Here is a 19801-nt window from a genome sequence, read left to right on the forward strand (position 1 = left end):
CTATCGCTGGCGCCCCGGTCATGATTAGGTGCGCTCCCGCCTGCTGCGCAGCCTCCGAGTCCTTCATGACGTCCGAATCCGGCTTCACCTCCCGCTTCGTCAGCGCCAGCGACGGACTCAAGCTGCATTATCGCGACTACGGTCCGCTCGCGGCGACGACGCTGCCGGTCATCTGCCTGCCCGGTTTCGCCCGCACCGCCGCCGATTTCCATGAGCTGGCACTGGCGCTAGCCGGGGACGAGACCAGGCCGCGGCGCGTGCTGGCGCTCGACTATCGCGGCCGCGGGCTCTCCGAATACGACAGGAACTGGAAGAACTACGATATCCGCATCGAGCTCGACGATCTCGTACAGGTGCTCGTCGCAAGCGGCATCGAGCACGCCATCTTCGTCGGCACGTCGCGCGGCGGCCTTCTAACCATGGCGCTGGCTGCAGCGCGGCCCGCCATGATCCGCGGCGTGGTCTTCAACGATGTCGGTCCGGTGATCGATGCGCGCGGACTGCTGCGCATCCGCGGCTATGTCGGCAAGCTGCCCGTGCCGCGCAGTTTCCAGGAAGGCGCGGAAATCCTGAAGCGGCTCTCCGACCAGCAGTTCCCGATCCTCGGCGAAGCCGAGTGGGAGATGATGGCGCGCCGGACATGGACCGATCGCGACGGTGCGCTGAGGCCGGATTACGACGTCCGACTGATGAAGGTGCTGGAGGAACTCGACCTCGAAGCGCCGCTGCCGGTGCTCTGGACCTATTTCGACGCGCTCAAGACCGTGCCGATGCTGGCGATCCGCGGCGCCAATTCCGACCTTCTGGCGGAGAAGACGCTGGAGGAGATGGCCGAGCGCCATCCCGATTGCGAGGTCTACACCGCGCCGGGCCAGGGCCATGCCCCCCTGCTCGGCAGCAAGGACATGATCCGGCGGATCGGCAAGCTGGTCGCACGGGCCGAGCGCCGCGCCGGCTGACCCGGCTCAGGACTTCGGGCTCTTGTCCTCGACGATCTCGGTAACATTGCCCTGCCCGGCCGTGCCGTCGTCGAGCGAGCTTTCGACCTCGCCGGCCTTCGCGCGCTTCGCAAATTCCGTCTCGGTTCCCACCGCCAGAAGCCTGGCCTGCCCGACCCAGTCCTCGCGCTCGATCCGGCCGGGAAAGGCGAGATACCCGCCGACCCATTCGACATTCGCCGCCGTCCAGCCGGCGACCTGCTCGAAATGCCAAATGCCTAGCCCGTGAAGGCGGCCCTCGTTCTGGCGGCCGATGCCCTTGATCAGCTTGAGGTCGTCGGGCGTGTCGTCGCGGGCCGCGACGAGCCCGGCCGGGCGTTGTCCGGGCAATTCAGCCTCGTTCTCGACCGGCGGAAGCTCGGCCGGCACCGTAGCGACAGGCGCCGTCGAGGTCGCGGCGGCCGCAACGGCCGGCTGCGGAACCGCGGCGGGAGCGATACCCGGCTGCGCAGCCGCCGGCTTCCGCACCAGACCGGCGCAGACGCAACCGACCCAATAGGCCGCCGTGAACAGCAACGCGGTCTCGACCCAGGTCGCCGGCATGCCGTTCAGGAGCTGGAGCCAGGTCACGGCCGCTCCGGCGATCCAGAGCGCGGCCAGCACGCTCCAGGCACCGCTCCAGAAGCGCGCCTTGCCGCCGTCATGGCTGATCCAGCCCATGGCGAAGCCAAGGCCGAAAGCGGCGAGCAGGAACCAGACAAACTGGCTGGCGAGATAGAGCATGGTCGCCTCCTACTTCGCCACCGTGAACTGCACGCGGCGGTTCATCGCTCTCGCCTCAGGCGCATCGTGCGGCACGAGCGGACGCGTGCTGCCATAGCCTTTGACCGCGAGCTTGTCGGGCTCGATGCCGCGCCGCGCCAGTTCCTCGCGGACACGCAAGGCCCGGCGCAGCGACAGGTCCATATTGTCGAAACCGCGCCGCTCGCCATCGCGATTGGCGTGCCCTTCGATCACGATCGGAGAGCCGGGGCATTTCTTCAGGATGGCCGCCGCCTCGCCGATGACGCGCTCGGTCGTTGCATCGAGCTCGACGACCGAGGTTCCCTGGCCGAACAGAACCGTGTTGCGCTTGGTCAGCCCGTCGAGGTCATTCTGGCAGCTCGCCGGCGGATCGACCACGCAACCGGTCTGGCGCAGGCTCACCGCCGCATCCGCCTTGAAGCCCTGCGGCAGACCGGTGGCGGCGCTGGTCTCGACCTCGCTCTTGATCAGGTCGCGGCAGGTCAGCCCACGCAATCTCACCTGATCGTCGACGATGGACGCCGAACCGAGATCGAGGCGCAGCAGGTCGGCGAGCACGGTGCGAGCCGTGGCCGCAAACCCTGCGGGAGCACCGGGGACCAGCGTCGTCTCGTCCTCGAAGCGGTCCTTCAACGGGGAATCGCCGATCAACGCCTTGAGCGCTGCCTGCGTCGCCAGATCCGGCAGATAGCCGGAGAGCCGCAGGCCGGTCCGGTCCGCGGCAAGCGACAGCCCGTAAGGCCGCACGAGGACGCTGTCCGGCAGATTGGCGAGGCTCAGGCCAGCGGGTGCCTTGCTTGCGAGAAAATCGCGCAAAGCCCCCAGGCTCGCGGCATCCGCGATCTCGCCCGCGAGCGCGAACGCCTTTTCGCGGATCGTCGCGGAGCCCGCCTTGAGCTTGGCGAGGGCCTCCAGCGCGAAGGCGGTCGAGGCCTGCAGGTCGAGATCGGACCGCACCGCCGGCTCGATGGTCATCCGGTCGTCGACGGCCGCATCGCCGAAGAAGCCGCGCGCGGCGGCGAGGATGCTAGCGCGCGCCGCCTCGTCCGGGAGTTGTCCAGACAGGCGCAGGCCATTCCCGATCCGGGCAGCGCTCCAGTCCAACGGCACGGGCGCGACGGCGCGAGGGGCAGCGACCGGCGCGGGCGCAGGCACGGGCGGAGGTGCCGGTGGCGCGGCCGCAGAATTCGGCGACGACGTTGTCGGGTCTGGGGAAGCCTGCGGCGACACCGGTGCGGGCGCCGGCTCCGCGGGCGGCGCCGGTTCGGCCGGCTTCGGCGGAGGCGGCAGAACGTCGTGCAGGATCAGGCCCGGCACCTCCGGGAGCGGCACGACGACCGGCACCGGCGGCGGAGCGGGAGGACAATCGATCGTTGCCTGGGCCACCGAATCCGGGCCGTCCATCTGGGCGATCTGCAGGCGCAGCGCCTGGCAGGCCTCATAGGTCTCAGGCCCCTTCCCGGTCAGGGCATAGGTGTCGCCGTTGATCTCGACCTTGCCCTGCCGCAGACGCGCCAGATCGCCGACGGCGCGCGTGACCTTCGCGAGGAAGGCCGCTGGCGCGCCGAGCGCCGGCTTCATCTCGTCGCGAAGGGCCAGGCCCGCGCCGAGTGCCTGCTGCGCGGCCGCCAGCATCTGCCGGCGGGCCTCCCGATCGGGATAGAAGCCGCGCATCACGACGCCGCCACCGGCCTCCTGCTCGGCGCTCCAGCGATAGGGCGTCACAGCCGGCGGCTCGAGGTCGCATTTGACGGCGCGGAAGCCCGGTCGCTCCGCCTGCGCCATCGCGGCTTCGAGAGCCAGGAACGAATCCGCGCTCATCGCCTTGCCCTCGATGCAGAAGCGGCCGTCGTCGAGCGTGACCCGGCCCGAAGCCAGTTTCGGCAGTTCCGCCAGCATCGCGACCGCCATCGCGGCAAACCCCTCCGGCGCACCGAAGGCGACGGTCTGACGGTCATCGATGCGCAATCCGGGCAAGGCGGCCGAAGCCACCGCCATATTGGCCGCGGCGGTGTCGAGATCCGGCACGAAGCCCCCCAGCGTCACAGTGTCCGCCCGGCGACTGGCAAACCAGGAATAGGGCTTCTGGGCGACGACCTGGGACAGCCCCCCGAGCGTGCGACGCACGCCGAACTCGCCATGCAGCCGCGCCATCGCCTTGCTCGCGCCGTCCGAGGACAGGACCTCGCCGCCAATGGTGACGTCGCGACCATCGACCCGGGCAACGACCGGGCGAGCGCCCGGCGTCGTGCCGGCGACGGCGGCCACGGCCTGCTCGGCGCGCCGGCCGACATCGCGCTCGATCGCGGTATCGAGCGCGAGATTCCCGGCTCCCCACAACAAGCCGAGTGGGACCAATCCCCAGAGCCAACGCGCCGGTTGAGTCATGCACCGCCCCCTGCACTGCACCGGCGTCAGGCCGGCGCAGGTATTCCCATCGGGATCGCCTTCGGTTTCTCAAGGACTTGTCGGGCGATCCGCAGATATCGATTCAACGGGCGGTCGAAGCCGTGCCCCTCCAGGATCACGACCGGACCGCCCATGCCAGATCAGGACGGGCGGCAGGGCTGCGTCAACAGTCAAGCCGGACAACCCACATAAAAAAGAAGCCCCGGGTTTCCCCGGGGCTTCCTGACTAGAGATCGGAAACCGATCAGAAGTCGCGCTGGATGCGGAGACGGCCGCTCCAGGAGTCGTCCGACTTGATGGTCTTGCCGAGGAAGCCAGCCTTGGCATCCGGAACGCGACCACCGAACTCGGTGCGGGCGTAGAGAACCTCGACGCCGATGTCGAGGCCGGAGACCGGCGACCACACCAGGTTGGCGCTGGCGACCAGCTCCTTCGGGTCGAAGGACTTGAGCGAGCCCGGGATGACTTCCGCCGTCTGGAGAGCCGAGTACGAGACCAGGAAGTCCGAACGGATCGACGGGGTCCAGTAGTGGCGCATGGCGGCGAGCAGGGTGTAGCCCGTGTTCGACTCGAAGCGACCGAAGCCGTCGACGCCATAGTTGCGGACCGGGAAGGCGGCGACGCGGCCGTGACCGGCGTTCGAACCCCAGCCGATGTACTCGAGAGCGCCGTCGGCATAGGCAGCCTGCAGGAACAGGGCGTCGCCAGCGGCGAGCATCGGCAGGTTGATCTTCACGCCAGCCTGGACAGCCCAGCCGATTTCATCGCGCTTGGCGCCCGTGCCGCCGAGGAACGGCGAGCTGTAGGTGCTGCGATCACCGAAGGCGCCCGACAGCGAGGCCGAACCCCAACCCTGATCGACGCGGATCTGACCGACGACGTCCGGATAGGTCAGGCCAGCGTAACCACCGGTGGCGGCGACGGTCGCGAGACGGCCGGTCGTGCGGGGATCTTCGAGCGAGACAGTGGCCGTGAAGCCGCCGCCGAACGAAGCGGTGTAGGCGAGCAGGTTGACCTGACGGTCAGAGGTGCGGGCGCCGTGGAAGGTGTAGTCGTTGGCGTAGAACTGGAACATCGACGCCGTACGACCGGCAGTCAACGGGCCAAGCTGGACGACCGCGTCGACGAGGCTCAGGCCGCTGTCTTCGTTCACGCCGTTGGCCGAGCTGAAGCGGTTCGCGGCCGAGTTCGTGCCGCCGTAACGATACACGCCCGTGGTGGTCGTGACGTCATAACGAATGAACGTGCGCAGCGTGCCGTAAGCGGTCTGGTTGCGGGCGTCGAGGAAGATACGGCCGCGAGCGCGGGTACCGAACATGTCCTGACCAGCGCTCCAGCGCTCGCCGAACGAGTACTCAGCGCGGACACGACCACCGATGCGGAGGCAGGTGTCGGTGCCGGGCAGGTAGAAGAAGTTCGCGCCGAAAGCGGAGCAAACGCGAACGTATTCGACCGGAGCGGCCTTCCGCGAGGGAAGGTCGGCGGCCTGAGCCCCGGCGACCGCGGCGATGCCGGCGGCGGAACCGAGGAGGAGGCTCTTGACGAGCTTCATTTGGTAACCTCCAAAAGAGTTTCGAGACCCTCGGGCTTCAGCCTGCCCCCCGCCCCAAGCTTTCAGCCTGATCGCAGAACCTGCCTATTCCCGGTCTTTCGCCTGCGTCACCGACCTATTTCGGAGGCGAAGGCGAAAAACAGCGACCGGGAACGTCCCGACGCATTTCCACCATACGAAAGCCGCCTCGCCGATCAACCACGATCAGCCGCCCGAGCCTGTGAATGGAATGCTTTGAAACCCGGTGTTGCAGGCGCGCCACGCTTTGACCGCCGAAATTCACCAAGCATTAACCGCAACGACACCGCGCGAGGGATTTTCGCCTTGCGAGAGACGGGAATCGCAGCGCGAGGACGCGGAATCAGGCCGAATCTGCCCACAGCCCGATTCTGCTCCGCAAAGCCGATTCAGTATTCCCACTCGGCCCCGATTCCGACGGCTGCGCTGCCGTCGGCGCCGGTCTCGGCCTGGAGCTTAAGGCGCTTGGTCACGTCGATGCCCACCGAGACGCCGCTATCCTCCGGCTTGGAGCCGACCTTCACCCCGATGGAGACGTTGTCGCTGATATAGCGCGAGGCCCCGACGGTCGGCCCGCCCGTGCCCATCTGGATGTCGAGATTGTCGACGCCCAGCGATTTGCGCAGCCGTTCGAAGGTATCGTCGCCGCCGCCGCCCGCGAACTGGGCCGCCGCCTGGGCGAGTTGCAGCGCCTGGAACGGCGAGAGCGAGCCCGAGGCACGGGCGAAGAGCAGCCGCGACAGCACCTCGTCCGGCGGCAGTTCGGGCTGCGAGGTGAAGGCGAAGACCGGCTGATCGGCCGGGCCGCTGATGATGATGCGGGCGGTGACGTCGCCGGCGCTGGTCTGGGCGATGAAGTCGAGCTCGGGAATCAGCCCGCCGGCGAAAGTCAGTCGGCCGCGGCTGAAATCGAGCCGCTGGGTCAGCACGCTGAGCCGGCCGCGACGCAGCTCGAAGCCGCCGTCCAGCGCCGGCGCCGAGGACGTGCCACCGACGCGAATCTCGCCGCCGAGCTCGGCATCGATGCCGCGACCACGGATGAAGACCTTGCTGGGCGCGGAAACGGTCAGCGCGAGCGCCGCATCGAAGGCCGGGGCTGCACGGCCGCGTCCCCTCGCTCTCTGGGCCTTGCGCGCGGCGGCGAGGCGAGCAGCGGCGGCGCCCTTCGCATTGACGTGCTTGATGCCGTCCACAGGCCGAAGTGTTGCCGGCAGGCGATCCGGCACCGCGACCTCGAGCGAGGCGATATCCACCCGGCCGCTGAGGCGCGGGCGCTGCGCCAGAGGCCCGGCTATTTCGAGGTCGAGGCCGGCCACAGCCGTTACAAGCCCGCTGGAGACGAGCTGGGCGCGGTCACCGCGGATGCGGATATTGCCGGGGAAGCCGGCCGCCGGATCGACCTTCACCTGCCCGCTGGCGGAGATCGTCCCGCCGTTCGGCGCTTTTGCGGAGGCGCGCTCGATCGTCAGGTTGTCGCCATTGGCCGCGAGTCGCGCCTCGATGGCGTTGAGGCGGATGCCTTGCAAGGCGTCGGTGAAGCTGCCGCCCGAAAGGGTGGCGCTGCCGCCGAGGCGCGGGGCCGAAGCGGTTCCGCCCGCGCGCATGTCGAGCGCGACCGTGCCGGTGACGCGCTGCCCGCCCGCCGCCAGCATGGTATTGGCGAGCGCCGCATCGACGCGGCCCTGCGCGGAGAGATCGAGCGGGCCGGCGGCGTTGAGCGGCACGGTGCCGCGCAAGGTGAGGCTCGCGCCCTTGCCGGCATTGACGGTGGCGGAGATACCGGCGGCATCGCCCTTGAGCGCGCCCTCGCCCTGAATCTCGACCGGCGGCAGTCCGGCTTGCCGGGTCTCCGGCGTGACGAGCCGGGAAATCCTGAGTTTCCAGGGCCCCGAAAGGTCGCCCGGCCTGCCTTTGACCTGCGCCTCGGCATTCAGCGTGCCGCCGAGCTTCAGGCTGGGCACCGCGATGCTGGCGGCGGAGAGCGGTACGTCGCGGGCGGCGAAGCGCAGATCGAGCGTCTCGCCGGCGCGGCCGTCCAGCGTCACCCGCCCCTTGTCGATCATCACAGCGAGATCGGCGATCTCGACGCCGGAAGCGGGGAAGCTGAAGGCCGCGGGATTGGCGAGCCTGATCGCGCGGCCGTCGCGGCGGGCATCGAAGGAGGCGAGTTCCAGCTTCAGCGGCTCGCCCGGCACGAGACGGCCGGCGCCCTTCAGCGCAAAACCGCGCGCATTGGCGCTCAGCGTGAAGGCGCTGGCATCGGGTGCCCCCTTCGAATCGAAGCGGATGCCGCTGATCGCCTCGCCCGCCGCGACGGCCCGATCGACCGCGATCGCGGCGTCGAGCATCGGGCGGCCGTAGATGTCGCGGGCATTGGCGCGGGCGTCGAGCTTCTCGATCGTCAGCGACGGTCCGGCCAGCCGTGAACCGCGGGCGGTCAGGTCGATATCCTGCCGGCCTTCCGGTGCCGCCAGCACGATATCGGCATCGAGCTGGCCGCCGAGCTTGGTCAAGGCCAGCGCCGAGAGATCGTCGAGATTGCGCGCAGCCAGCGTCAGGCGCCCGGCGGCGCGGCTCGCCGGATCGAGCGTCAGGCCGCCGGTCAGGCGGACGGAGCCCAGGGCGAAATCGACCGTCGAGAGATTCCAGCTATCGTCGGACTGGCGGGCCAGGCGCAGGGAACCTGTCGCCGGCTTGTTGTCGACCTCGCCGGCGAGGGTCACGCTGGCGTCGAGCGCGCCCTGCAGGTCCTTCGCCACGGTGTCGATGGTCAGGCGCGGAATCGGCCGGGCGAGCGCGGTCGCGTTGGCGACGGCGATGCGGGCCGTGGCGTCGAGCCTGTTCTGCGGGCCGGTGATCTCGGCGGTGACGTCGCCACGGCCGGACAGACGCGGATCCGCGCGCTTCAGATCGGGCAGAGTCAGAGCGAGCTTCAGGCCGGATTGTTGCCGGCCGATGGAGCCATCGGCGGTGAAGGCGGCGTGCTGGCCGGCCACGCGCAGGCCGGTCACGGAATAGTCGCCGGTCAATATGCCGACACGGCCAGCGAGGGTGAGATTGCCGGCGAGCAAGCGGTCGAGGGTGGCGTCGCCGGTCGCGAGGCGCTCGGCCTTGCCGGAAAGCGCCGCGGCGTAATTGTCGAGGCGCGGCGTCGCATCGAGATCGGCGGTGATATCCGCCCTGCCAGCTAGCGGGCGCCCGGCGAGACCACTCAACCGGGCGAGATCGGGCAGCACCGCCTTGAGCTGGCCGAGCATGCGCGCCTGGCCGAGCTTGCCTTTGTAATCGAGCTCGACGCCGGACAAGGCGAGCTTGAGCGTCTCGAAATCGGCGGTGCCGTCATCCTGGGCGGTGCCGCGCAAGGTGAAGGTGACCTTGTCGCCGACGGCGCGCATCAGCGCCTTGTCCGCCATCACGATCCCGCTGGCTTCGCCGTCGGAGGTCAGGGCGATGCGGGTGCCGGGCTCACCGATCGTGCCCGTCGGCGTCGCGTTGAAGGTGAGCGCGACCTTGCCGAACTCGCCGGCCGGCAGCTTGGCGTCGCTGGCATCGAGCTTCGCGACGACGGTCGGCCCGGCCACGGGGCCGCGAATCGTCGCATCGAAGGCGAGCTTGCCGATCTCGGTGCCTGCCGTGACGGTGCGGCCATCCGCATTGGGGCGCGAGGCGGCGGTGACGCGCAGATCGAGCGTCTTGTCGGGATTGTAGCGGCCGAGCACGTCGAGACGCGCCAAGGCCGAGACCAGCGCGAGATTGCGGATATCGATACCGCTGTCGTCTCGGAAACCGACCGAGCCGTCGAGCCGGGTCGAGCCAGCGAAGACCGGCGCGACCGGCGCCGGCATCAGCCCCTCGATACGGGCATCGAGCGCGAGCGCGAGCTGGCGCTCGGCACCGGCGCGCGACAGCGTGGCGGAGCCGTTGGCGCCGATGGTCGGACCTGCCGTGAAGACGAGGCTGGACCGGAACGAATCGAGTGGGCCGTCGCCGGTCACATCGAGCTTGACCGGCGGTTCGCCCGGCAGGCCCGCGACCTTCGCGATCAGGCCGCCCGCCGGCTCGTCGAGCTTCGCCGCGAGCTGCAGGCGCGTGCTCTCCGGCACGAAGGACATGGTGACGTCGAAGAGCCCACCCATATCGAGCCGCTTCGCCTCGAGCTTGAGGTCCAATCCCTCGTTGGGCGGTCCCAGCCGCGCGGCGCCATTGGCGCTGAGGCGCGCGGCGGTGCCGAGCACGGGCGCGCCCAATGCCAGTTCGTTGAGCTGAAGCGCGCGAATGATCACCTTGAGCGGTAGTTCGGGTAGAATGGGCTCGTTGCTCGGCGGGGCCGCACCGGCCGACTGCGGCGCGGGCCTGCGCAGGATTTCGAGCTTGCCGATCTCCAGCCGGTCGACATCGAGTCTCCGCAGCAGCAGGGCGCTGCGCGTCCAGATCAGGCGGACGCGGTCGAGTCGCAGCCAGGCGCCGTCGCGATCCGAGAGCACGATGTCGCGGATCTCGACATCGGAGGAGAGCGCGCCGTTGACTTCCCCGATCGAGACCTGACTCGTGCTGCTCGACAGAGCCTTGGAGATCAGGTCGGCGACGACGCCGCGATCGGTCTGGGCATTCTGGGCGAAACCGCCGAAATGCGCCGAGAACAGAAAGCCTACCGTCAGCAGGGCGGCGAAAAGGGCGAGACGCGGGATGGTGAGGAGCCGGCGCATCAGAAGGCCTGCCCGATGCTGACATAGAGCGCGACCGGCTTGTCGCCCTTGCGCGGGTTGAGCGGCGCGGCGACGTCGACGCGGATCGGCCCGATGCCGGTATAGTAGCGGAAGCCCAGGCCCGCGGCCATCTGCAGCTTCTGCTTGCTGTCCGGCAGGCTCGATTCGAAGGCGGTGCCGGCATCGAAGAAGGGCACGATGCCGATCGTGTCGGTGATCTTGATCCTTGCCTCGACCGAGGCCTCCAGCAGACTGCGGCCGCCGATGATGCGCCCGAAGGGCCCCAGCGGCGACAGGCTGCGATAGGCGTAGCCGCGCACCGAGCCGCCGCCGCCGGCATAGAAGCGCCGCGTCGCCGGAATCTCGTCGAGGCTGGCGCCGGAGACCGAGCCGAAGCCGATGCGGCCGGCGAGGATGTAGCGGGCGTCCTCGTCGAGGGCGTAATAGGCGGAGACGGCCGCCTTGGTCTGGTAGATGCCGACCGTCGAGCCGAGGAAGGTTGGATAGGGCGTGAAGGAGGCCGTGGCGCGGTAGCCGCGCGTCGGGTCGAGCAGGTTGTCGGTGGAATCGTATTTCACCGAGAGCGGGATGCCGACCAGGGTATAATCCACCTGCCCGAGCACGTCGCTGGTCTGGCCGCGCTCGACCTCGATGCCGCCCTGGATCGAGAAGGTGTCGCTGAAGCGATGGCGGATCGCGGTTGTGACGTTGCCGTAGCGGGCGGTGTAGCCGCCATAGCGGTTGAGGCCGACGCGCTCGCGCGTCGCGACGCCGTCGAGCAGCCAGTCGTTGCGGCTGCCGCCGAGCGCCGGCTTCATGAAGCTGAAGGAGAAGCGACCGCCGAGATCGGATTCCTTGAAATCGCCGAAGCGCTGCAGCTTGGTGCCGTCAATGCGCGGGGCGAAGAAGACGCTGGCCTCCAGCCGCAGGCGCTCGGCCCCGCCGAACAGGTTGCGGTGTTCCCAATAGGTCTTCACCGCCGGCCCGTCGATCGTCGAATAGCGGGCGGAGAAGCCGAGGAGGCGCTTGGGCCGTTCGGTCACCTCGACGAAGATCGGCAGGTTGCCGGCGCCGTCGAGCTTGTCGCCCTCGCGGATGCGGACGGAGCCGACGGCGGGAAGCGTCGCGATCGAGCGGCGGGTATCGGCCAGCGCCTTGGGCGAATAGGGATCGCCCGGCTCCAGATAGATGAAGGAGCGCACGACCTCGGGCGGGATCTCGTCGGTCTGGCCGACCGTGATGTCGCCGAAGCCGGCGAGCGGCCCCGGCGCGATGACATAGGTCACGTCCATGATGCCGGCGGCGTGATCGACGACCGGCCTGAGTTCGACGACCTTGGCGAGCGGCCGCGACTTGGCGCGCATATGGTCGACCAGCGCGGCCTGCGCCGCCCGCAAGGCCGCAGCAGTGGCGGGATCGCCGGCCTTGAGCCTGGAGACCTTGACGGGATCGGCGATCGCCGGGGCGCCCGCCTCGTCACGCTCTACGATGTCGATCCTGCGCAGACCGAAGACCTTGCCGGGCCGGGCGACGACCGTGATAGGCACGGCATCGCGATTGCGATGCGCTTCGAGCGTCCTCACCAGCGTCGCATTCGGCTCGGTTCCGACCTTGAGCGGAACGCCGTCGACGACGAGCGTGACATCGGCGTTGAAATAGCCCTGCGACCAGAGCGCATCGATCATCGGGTTGAGATCGGTCGCCATCCGGCGCGACAGGCTCTCGCCGTCGGGCGGGGCGTCCTGGCGCAGGCGATAGAGCAGCGAGGCGTCCTGCAGCGAGCGCGTCAGCGTCTTGGCGTCATCGGCCTCGCCGAGATCGAATTCGAGCCTGTAGGGCAAGGCAGACGGGCTCGGCGCCGGCGGTTCGTCCTTCTTGGTGAAGAGGCCGAACACGTCCAGCGACGAGAGATCGAAAGCCCGGGCAGGTTCAGCCTGCAGGCTCAGCAGTGTGGCAAACGCACAGCCGCCGCTCAGCGCGACCGCGTGGCTTGCCCTACGCCAGAACCGCATCCACCCTCCAAGCAACCCCCGCCACGCTTCAAATCATGCCCATGCCCGCCGCCATCATAGGGAGCCGACAGGCATGCGCAATGCTCAAGGACTCGACCGATCGTTCTAACGAAGCGTTAAGGTCACCGTCGCGAGCGGCGAAAGCCGCGTCACGATCTCGCCCTTTCCGGGCGAGAGCACGCCGCCGCAGAGGCTGCCCGTGGTCACGATCTGGCCGGCCTTCAGGCTGCCGAGATCGTTGCTCTTGCGGTTCGCCCAGGCGAGGAAGGGGGTCATCGGATCGCCGTTCCCGTGCACCGCCGGCTGGTCGTAGATCGTCACGCCATTGAGCGAGATGAAACAGCCGAAGCTGGTAGGATCGTCCAGCACCGCGATATCGAGTTCGGGGCCGATCACGTAGCCGCCATGCCCCATCGCATCGGCGAGCCAGAGCGGGAATGCGACATTGCCGGACCAGTTGGCGAGGCGGCTCTCGACGATCTCGATGCCGAGATAGGCCTTGTCGCAGCAGGCGAGCAATTCCGCGCGCGACCACGGCTGGCCCGGCCGGAACGGCACGTCGCGCGCAAGGCGCAGCGCGATCTCGATCTCGACGCGCAGCTCCGCGCCGATCGCGCCTTCGTAGACATCGCCAGGCGCCAGATAGGGGCCGGGCATCAGGCCGGCGACGGCCGTGCCGTCCTCGGCGATGCCGACCTTCCAACCGGCTTCGGGGAGATCGAGCGCCTTGCCCACCGCGGCCTGGGCGCGGAGGCCCTCGCTCAGCGTCGCTGGCACCGGCAGGCTTGCGATCTCAGCCAGCGAACGCTCGCGGCGGGCTTTCACCAGCGCATCGCTGATGGTCTCGACGGTGGTCGGCATGGGGCTTCCTCTGCATCCGGGCGGCAAGCGTAGCCCGCACCTGCTACCGCAGTGGGCGGGGTGCGACAAGGCGAGCCGATGCAGCGGGGGCGGGCGTCGATGCCATGGAACCTGGCCGCCCCTTCGCCGTTCCCGAAGCATGAACCAGATCTTTCACCCGACGCGGCGGGCGCTTCTGCACGGGCTCGCCGTCGCTGTCCTGACCGCCTCCGCCGCTCATGCCCAAGCGCCGATTCCAGCGAAGGATTTCGTGCAGCAGACGGCGGTCGCGCAGATGTTCGGCATCGAGTCGGCGACATTGGCGCTGCATAAAAGCCATTCGCCTGCCATCAAGGATTTCGCGCATGCGCTCGCCAGCGAGCAAGGCGCGGTGACGAGCGGCCTGCGCCGGATCGTCGCCACGCGATCGGACATCGCCTTGCCCGACCGACCGGACGGGCGCCATCTCGACCTGCTGCGCGATCTCACCGACAAGCAGGGCACCGCCTTCGACAAGGCCTATGTCGAGGCCCAGCGTGCCACGCATCGGAACGCCGCCCGACTGATGGAACGCTATGCCAGCGAGGGCGACGATGCCGAATTGAAAAGCTTCGCGGCGCAATCGCTGCCGGTGTTCCGCGAGCTCGAACGCAAGTCGCAGGAGTTGGCGGTCACTCCGTAAGGTCGGGGGAGATGAGGCGCCGGAACCTACCCCGTCATTCCGGGGCTGGCCGCAGGCCTGAGCCCGGAATCCAGAACCGATGCCGTTCCTCGTTTGATCACCGACCCAACCGCGCTCTTGCTGGAGAGCGGCATCGGCTCTGGATTCCGGGCTCTTCGCTCCGCTACGCCCCGGAATGACGGCGGTGGTTCCCGTGGATATCGTCAGCCCTTCGAGCGCCCTTCCGCCTCGCGCTCGTAGACGGCAAGGAAAGCCTTGCCCATCAACGAGCTCTCGCCGTCGATCAGCTTGCGCAGCGTCGCGGCGCGGATGGCCTGGAGTTCGGGATCGTCGGGCACGGCAGCGGCCGCGAGCTCGGCCAGGGCCACGGCGAGTCGGTTCTGCCCCCGTCCTGCCAAGGCTTCGGCCCGCTCGGCCAATTTGCGGGCACCACCGGCGAGAGCGGCGAGTTCGGCAGCCAGCTCGGCGGTCCGGGCGGGCTTCAGATGGGCTGCATTGCCGTCGAACCAGCCGGCATTGAGATGATAGATGCTGCGGACGAGGAATTCGGGATCGTCGTATTTCGGCAGGAGATACGGCTTGGCGAGATAGTTCGCGGGCACCCTGACCCTGCTCAAGACGTCTTCGAGCGTCGCGCCGGCATTCATCAACGCAAGCGTCTCACGGACGAGATGCTCCAACGCCTCGGCGCCGTCGCTCAGCATCCGCGCGACACGCTCCCGCCCGAACACGACCGGGCCATGGCCGGGGATGAGCGTTTCCGGCCTGAGCGCCTCCATCCGCCGCAGTGCTTCCGCCCATTCGGCCGCATAGCGCTGGACCTTGCGCGGGTTGCCGGCATTCGGAAATACCCAGATCACGAAATCGCCGCTCGCCAGCACGCGCCGTTGCGGCAGCCAGACGAAAGTCGCGTCGTCGGTCTCGCCGCGGCCGTGGAAGAGTTCGAGCCGCTCCCCGCCGATCGCGAGCGACAGGGTATCGTCATAGACCTCGTCCGGGCGGCGCTGGCCGATCGGGTAGACATAGCCAGGCATGTTGAACTGCTGGCTCTGCACGAGGCTGTTGAAGCCCTGCGAGTCGACATAGCGCTGCATGCGCCGGGCGACATTGCGATGGGCGACGATGCGCGGGCGCGGCCATCCGCGACCATCCGCCTCCTCGTCGATCACCTTGATGCCGCTGGTATGGTCGATATGGCCATGGGTGAAGATCACCGTATGGATCGGGCCGTCGTCCCAGGAACGGATGACGTCGAGCGTCCGCCTCGCGGTATCAGGCTTGGCCGTGTCGATCAGGACGAGACCCTCGCTCGTGCGGATCGCCGTGACGCTGCCGCAGAAATAGGTGGTGTGGACGGTGATGATGTCGTCATCCACCTGCGTGATCGCGCCGTGCGAGACCGAGGCGGTCCATTCCTCCATCGCAGCGGACCCCTCCCAGAGACGCTCGAACAACGGGTTCTGTGTCATGCGGCATCCTCCGGCAAAGCCGACCCTGTCTAGCACCAACGGACGGGGACGACAGGCCAGCCTGTCCGCCTGCTGACAGCAGACGTCAGCGGCTCGAATATCTCGACCGATCTGCGTGTGCCGGATCGCGCTTGCAGAGGGCAGCGCCAATCGGGCCGTGATCGGAGTCTGTCTCAGTACCACGGTTGCGCCATTCGGCTTTGACAGCGCCCTCCTCTCCTGTCGGGATAGCATCGAACGACAAGACCGGAGCCTCCCACCATGAAGATTCGCGCCGCCGTCCTGAATGCCAGCCCGGTTGCGGCGCCCTATGCGCAGAGCCGCCCGCTGCGGATCGAGGAGCTCGACCTCGCCCCGCCCGGCCGCGACGAGGTGCTGGTCCGGGTCCGCGCCGCCGGCCTGTGCCATTCCGATCTCTCCGTGATCGACGGCAACCGCCCGCGCCCGGTGCCGATGGTGCTCGGCCACGAGGCCGCAGGCGAAGTGGTCGAGACCGGCGAAGGGGTCGATGACCTCAAGCCCGGCGATCGCGTCGTGATGGTCTTCGTGCCGTCCTGCGGGCATTGCGCGCCCTGCGCCGAGGGGCGCCCTGCCCTCTGCGAGCCCGGCAATGCCGCCAACGGGCGCGGCGAGATGCTCGGCGGCGGACGTCGGCTCTCGACGCATGGCCGGCCGGTGCATCACCATATCGGCGTCTCGGCCTTCGCCGAGCATGCGGTGATCTCGCGCCGCTCATTGGTCAAGATCGAGGCCGACATCCCGCATGAGATCGCGGCCCTGTTCGGCTGCGCCGTGCTGACCGGCGTCGGCGCCGCCGTGAACACGGCGCGGATCAAGGCCGGCGAGACGGTCGCGGTGGTCGGTCTCGGTGGCGTCGGGCTCTCGGCCCTGCTCGGCGCCATCGCCTGCGGCGCCTCGCGCGTCATCGCCGTCGATCTCGCGCAGGACAAGCTCGATCTCGCGCTGGCGCTCGGCGCGACCGATGCTTTCAGGGCCGATGCTCCGGATGCGGTCGAGGCGATCAGGCAGGCGACCAAGGGTGGCGTCGACCACGGGCTGGAGATGGCCGGCTCAGTCAAGGCGCTCGACCTCGCCTACCAGATCACGCGGCGCGGCGGTACGACGACGACGGCCGGCCTCGCCAATCCCGCCCATACGCTGTCGCTCTCGCCGGTGAGACTCGTCGCGGAGGAGCGGACTCTGAAGGGGTCTTACGTGGGCTCCTGCGTGCCTTCGCGCGACATCCCGCGCTTCATCGAGCTCTACCAGCGCGGGCGGCTGGCCGTCGACAAGCTCTGGACCAGTTCGGGCAGCCTCGACGAGATCAACGAGGGCTTCGACGCACTGCACGAAGGCCGCACGATCCGCCACATCGTCAGGATGTGAGGCGAGCAGCGGTCAGGCTGGAGCGGCTATTCTTTCAACGCTGTATCAAAGACATAGCGCCCGCTCGTGACATCTTGATTCAAGTTGCGCGTGCCTTGCGGGCGCCACGCTCCAGCTTATCGAGACACCACATCGCGTACCGATCGGCCGCCCGGATTTGACTTGGTCGCGCCCGAACGCTCTTCCTCTCCCGCCTATCGAGAGAATGCCGATGTCGAATGCGCTGGAAGGTATCGTCGTGGTCGCGCTGGAGCAGGCGGTAGCCGCGCCGGTCGCGAGTTGCAAGCTCGCCGATGCCGGCGCGCGCGTCATCAAGCTGGAGCGGCCGGAAGGCGACTTCGCGCGCGGCTATGACGGATTCGCCAAGGGCCAGTCCTCTTATTTCGTCTGGATCAACCGGGGCAAGGAATCCTGCCGGGTCGACCTGCGCCAGCCGGGCGACCTCGCGCTGGTCGAGGCGATGGTCGCGTCGGCCGACATCTTCATCCAGAACCTCGCGCCGGGCGCTGCCGACCGCCTCGGGCTCGGCAGCGCGACTCTCCGGCAGCGCCATCCGCGCCTCATCACCTGCGACATCTCCGGCTATGCGCCGGGCACGCCGCACGAGCGGCGCAAGGCCTATGACCTGCTGATCCAGGCGGAATCGGGCCTCTCCGCCATCACCGGAACGCCTGAATCCGGTCCCTCACGCATCGGCGTCTCGATCGCCGATATCGCCACGGGACAGGCGGCCTATGCCGCGATCCTCGAAGCGCTCCTGAAGCGGGCGCGCACCGGCGCGGGCTCGGCGATCGCGCTCTCGCTGTTCGATACGCTCGCCGAATTGATGAACGTGCCCTATATCACGCGCCGCTATGGCGGGATCGAGCCGGCGCGGGTCGGGCTCGCCCATCCCTCGATCGCGCCCTATGGCGTGTTCTCGCTCGCCGATGGCGAGGTCCTGGTCTCGATCCAGAGCGAGCGGGAATGGCAGGTCTTCGCCCGCGACGTGCTGGAAAGCCCGGAACTGGCCCGCGATCCGCGCTTCGCCTCCAATGTGCTGCGGGTCAAGGCGCGCGTCCTGCTCGATGGCGAGGTGCAGGCGCGGCTCGGCCGGCGGCGCTTCGCCGATGTCACTGCGGCGCTCGACCGCCATGCGATCGCCTATGGCACGGTTTCCAGCGTGGGCGGATTGATCGACCATCCGGCGGCGACCGCCCTGCCCGTCCCGACACCGAACGGGCCGGTCGAGGTGCTCGTGCCATCGGCGATCGTCGACGGCCAGCGCGTCACGATGCGGCCGGTGCCGTCGCTCGGGCAGCATGACGCGGCGCTGCGTACCGAATTCGCCCGCCAGACCGAGGAAAGCCCGTCATGAGCATCGATATCGCCCGACTCAAGAGCTGGACCGGCAAGACTGAGGAAGCGGAGGACGTGGTCACGCCACGTCTGGTGCAGAGCTTCACCGCCAGCTTCGGCCGTCACCTCGCGCCTCACGCGCCGGGGGAAGCGCCATTGGCGCTGCATTGGTGCCTGGCGCCGCCGATCTCGGATATCGGGGTTTGCGGGCCGGACGGGCATGCGGCGAAGGGCGCGTTCCTGCCGCCCGTGCCGCTGCCACGGCGGATGTGGGCCGGCGGGCGGATCGAGACGCTGGCGCCGCTGCGCGAGGGCGATCGCGTCACCAGGCAGTCCCGGATCGGCGACATCGCCTATAAGGAAGGCCGCAGCGGCCCGCTCTGCTTCGTCGCCGTCCATCATGACTATGTGACCGAGCGCGGCGTCGCGCTGCGCGAGCGGCACGACATCGTCTATCGCGAGGCGGCACAGCCCGGTACTTCCCCGGCCGGAGCGCCTGGGCCGGCCGCCGATGGCGAGCCGGCCGATCTCGTCTGGGAGGTCGAGGGCAGCCCGCTCTTGCTGTTCCGCTACTCGGCCCTGACCTTCAACGGCCATCGCATCCATTACGATGTCCCCTACGCGACGGGGACGGAGGGCTATGCGGGGCTCGTCGTGCACGGTCCGATCCAGGCGACACTGATCGCCAACATCATCGCGACAGTCACGGACGGCGCGCCGATCCGGCTCGACTACCGGGGCGTGAGCCCGCTCATAGCCGGGGACATCTTCCGGGTGAAGGCGAAGCGGCTGGCCGATGGCAGCGTGCGGGGCTGGACCGAGGGCGTCGACGGGCGCGTGCGCATGGAGGGGATCCACCGCCCCGCTGATTTATCTTCCTGCTGATTTGTGCCGCCCTTTGTCATTCCGGGGCTTCGCACAGCGAAGAACCCGGAATGACAAAGGCTGGGCTTGATTCGACGCCTCAAGCCGGCGCGACGAAGGGCTGGGATATCTCGCCGAAGACAGGCAGCGCTTCCAACCCTGCGGCATGGGCCGCGAGCGTCGGTATGGCAGCAGCATCGACCAGTCCCGGATGCGCCTCGGTGATGAAGCGCAGCGCCACCGCCGCCGCGATATCGGCATGGCCCGGCGTCTCGCCAAACCAATAGATCGTGGTGCAGCCGGCGCGGTCGCGTTCGAGCGCGTCGAGTGCCGAGAGAATCTGGCCGCGGCAGCGTTCCGACCAGACCGCCGAGACCTGCTCGTGCAAGCGCAATTCATAGAACAGGCTGACCGCCTTCTCGGCCGCCCCCATCGCGAGCGCGACGATGGAGAGGGTCTGCCGCCGCAGCGGACCGCTGCGCGGGCAGAGCGCGCGCTCCGACCCGGCGAGATCATCGAGCGCGTCGATCATGCCCGCGCTGTCGAACAGCACCTCGCCATCGTCGAGCACAAGGGTCGGCACCCGTATCAGCGGGTTGAAGGCGCGCACCTTCTCGCCATCGGCGAAGACCGACCAGGGCCGGTGCTCGAACGGGATACCGTAGAGCGCGAGCGTGATGCCGACGCGGCGGACGAAGGGCGAATCATACTGGCCGATCAGGATCAAGGCGGTCTCCGTTCACCATCTTTCGAATGTCGGGCGGGCAAGCGATCTTCCCGCTG

13 protein-coding genes are annotated in these 19801 nt (G+C 68.6%); 5 read left to right on the plus strand and 8 right to left on the minus strand.

All coding sequences use genetic code 11. The features are described 5' to 3' along the window. The first annotated feature begins 65 nt into the window (after positions 1–65). Complete coding sequence (locus OCUBac02_RS16240) at positions 66–959, plus strand: alpha/beta fold hydrolase (RefSeq protein ID WP_173047043.1); 894 nt, start codon at positions 66–68, stop codon at positions 957–959. 6 nt (positions 960–965) lie between these two features. On the opposite strand, the gene OCUBac02_RS16245 is transcribed toward OCUBac02_RS16240, so the two are convergent. From OCUBac02_RS16245 to OCUBac02_RS16270, 6 genes are all read right to left on the minus strand, one after another. Next, positions 966–1721, minus strand: coding sequence for a hypothetical protein (locus OCUBac02_RS16245; RefSeq protein WP_173047045.1), 756 nt, complete (start codon positions 1719–1721; stop codon positions 966–968). A gap of 9 nt (positions 1722–1730) precedes the next feature. Further along, positions 1731–4130: an OmpA family protein gene (locus tag OCUBac02_RS27525; protein ID WP_173047047.1), complete on the minus strand. Its 2400-nt coding sequence runs from the start codon at positions 4128–4130 to the stop codon at positions 1731–1733. Between the two features lie 265 nt (positions 4131–4395). Continuing rightward, complete coding sequence (locus OCUBac02_RS16255) at positions 4396–5703, minus strand: porin (RefSeq protein ID WP_173047049.1); 1308 nt, start codon at positions 5701–5703, stop codon at positions 4396–4398. Between the two features lie 407 nt (positions 5704–6110). Then, positions 6111–10427, minus strand: a complete 4317-nt coding sequence (locus OCUBac02_RS16260; RefSeq protein WP_173047051.1) for a translocation/assembly module TamB domain-containing protein — start codon at positions 10425–10427, stop codon at positions 6111–6113. Continuing rightward, positions 10427–12439, minus strand: coding sequence for an autotransporter assembly complex protein TamA (locus OCUBac02_RS16265; RefSeq protein WP_173047053.1), 2013 nt, complete (start codon positions 12437–12439; stop codon positions 10427–10429). Before OCUBac02_RS16265 ends, OCUBac02_RS16260 begins: the two co-directional genes overlap by 1 nt. A 105-nt stretch (positions 12440–12544) precedes the next feature. Beyond that, a complete protein-coding gene (locus OCUBac02_RS16270; protein ID WP_173047055.1) occupies positions 12545–13300 on the minus strand; it encodes a hypothetical protein in 756 nt (251 codons plus the stop codon). Positions 13301–13439: 139 nt separating this feature from the next. Between OCUBac02_RS16270 and OCUBac02_RS16275 the strand changes: the two genes are divergently transcribed. Beyond that, positions 13440–13961 carry a DUF4142 domain-containing protein gene (locus tag OCUBac02_RS16275; RefSeq protein WP_173047057.1) on the plus strand — a complete coding sequence of 174 codons (522 nt, stop codon included), beginning with the start codon at positions 13440–13442 and terminating at the stop codon, positions 13959–13961. Between the two features lie 203 nt (positions 13962–14164). On the opposite strand, the gene OCUBac02_RS16280 is transcribed toward OCUBac02_RS16275, so the two are convergent. Continuing rightward, positions 14165–15430 carry an alkyl sulfatase dimerization domain-containing protein gene (locus tag OCUBac02_RS16280; RefSeq protein ID WP_173047059.1) on the minus strand — a complete coding sequence of 422 codons (1266 nt, stop codon included), beginning with the start codon at positions 15428–15430 and terminating at the stop codon, positions 14165–14167. A gap of 261 nt (positions 15431–15691) precedes the next feature. Between OCUBac02_RS16280 and OCUBac02_RS16285 the strand changes: the two genes are divergently transcribed. The 3 genes from OCUBac02_RS16285 to OCUBac02_RS16295 all read left to right on the plus strand — a co-directional run bounded on the left by OCUBac02_RS16285 (position 15692) and on the right by OCUBac02_RS16295 (position 19039). Next, positions 15692–16816: a zinc-dependent alcohol dehydrogenase family protein gene (locus OCUBac02_RS16285; protein ID WP_047578921.1), complete on the plus strand. Its 1125-nt coding sequence runs from the start codon at positions 15692–15694 to the stop codon at positions 16814–16816. A gap of 211 nt (positions 16817–17027) precedes the next feature. Beyond that, entirely contained in the window at positions 17028–18173 is a 1146-nt protein-coding gene (locus tag OCUBac02_RS16290; protein WP_173047061.1) for a CaiB/BaiF CoA transferase family protein, read from the plus strand. Then, a complete protein-coding gene (locus OCUBac02_RS16295) occupies positions 18170–19039 on the plus strand; it encodes an HTD2 family dehydratase (protein WP_173047063.1) in 870 nt (289 codons plus the stop codon). Before OCUBac02_RS16290 ends, OCUBac02_RS16295 begins: the two co-directional genes overlap by 4 nt. Before the next feature lie 79 nt (positions 19040–19118). Here OCUBac02_RS16295 and OCUBac02_RS16300 read toward each other — a convergent pair whose 3' ends face one another. Beyond that, on the minus strand, positions 19119–19745 hold the full coding sequence (locus tag OCUBac02_RS16300) for a glutathione S-transferase family protein (RefSeq protein WP_173047065.1): 627 nt from the start codon (positions 19743–19745) through the stop codon (positions 19119–19121). Positions 19746–19801: the final 56 nt, after the last annotated feature.

Source organism: Bosea sp. ANAM02, from assembly GCF_011764485.1.
Taxonomy (GTDB): Bacteria; Pseudomonadota; Alphaproteobacteria; order Rhizobiales; family Beijerinckiaceae; genus Allobosea.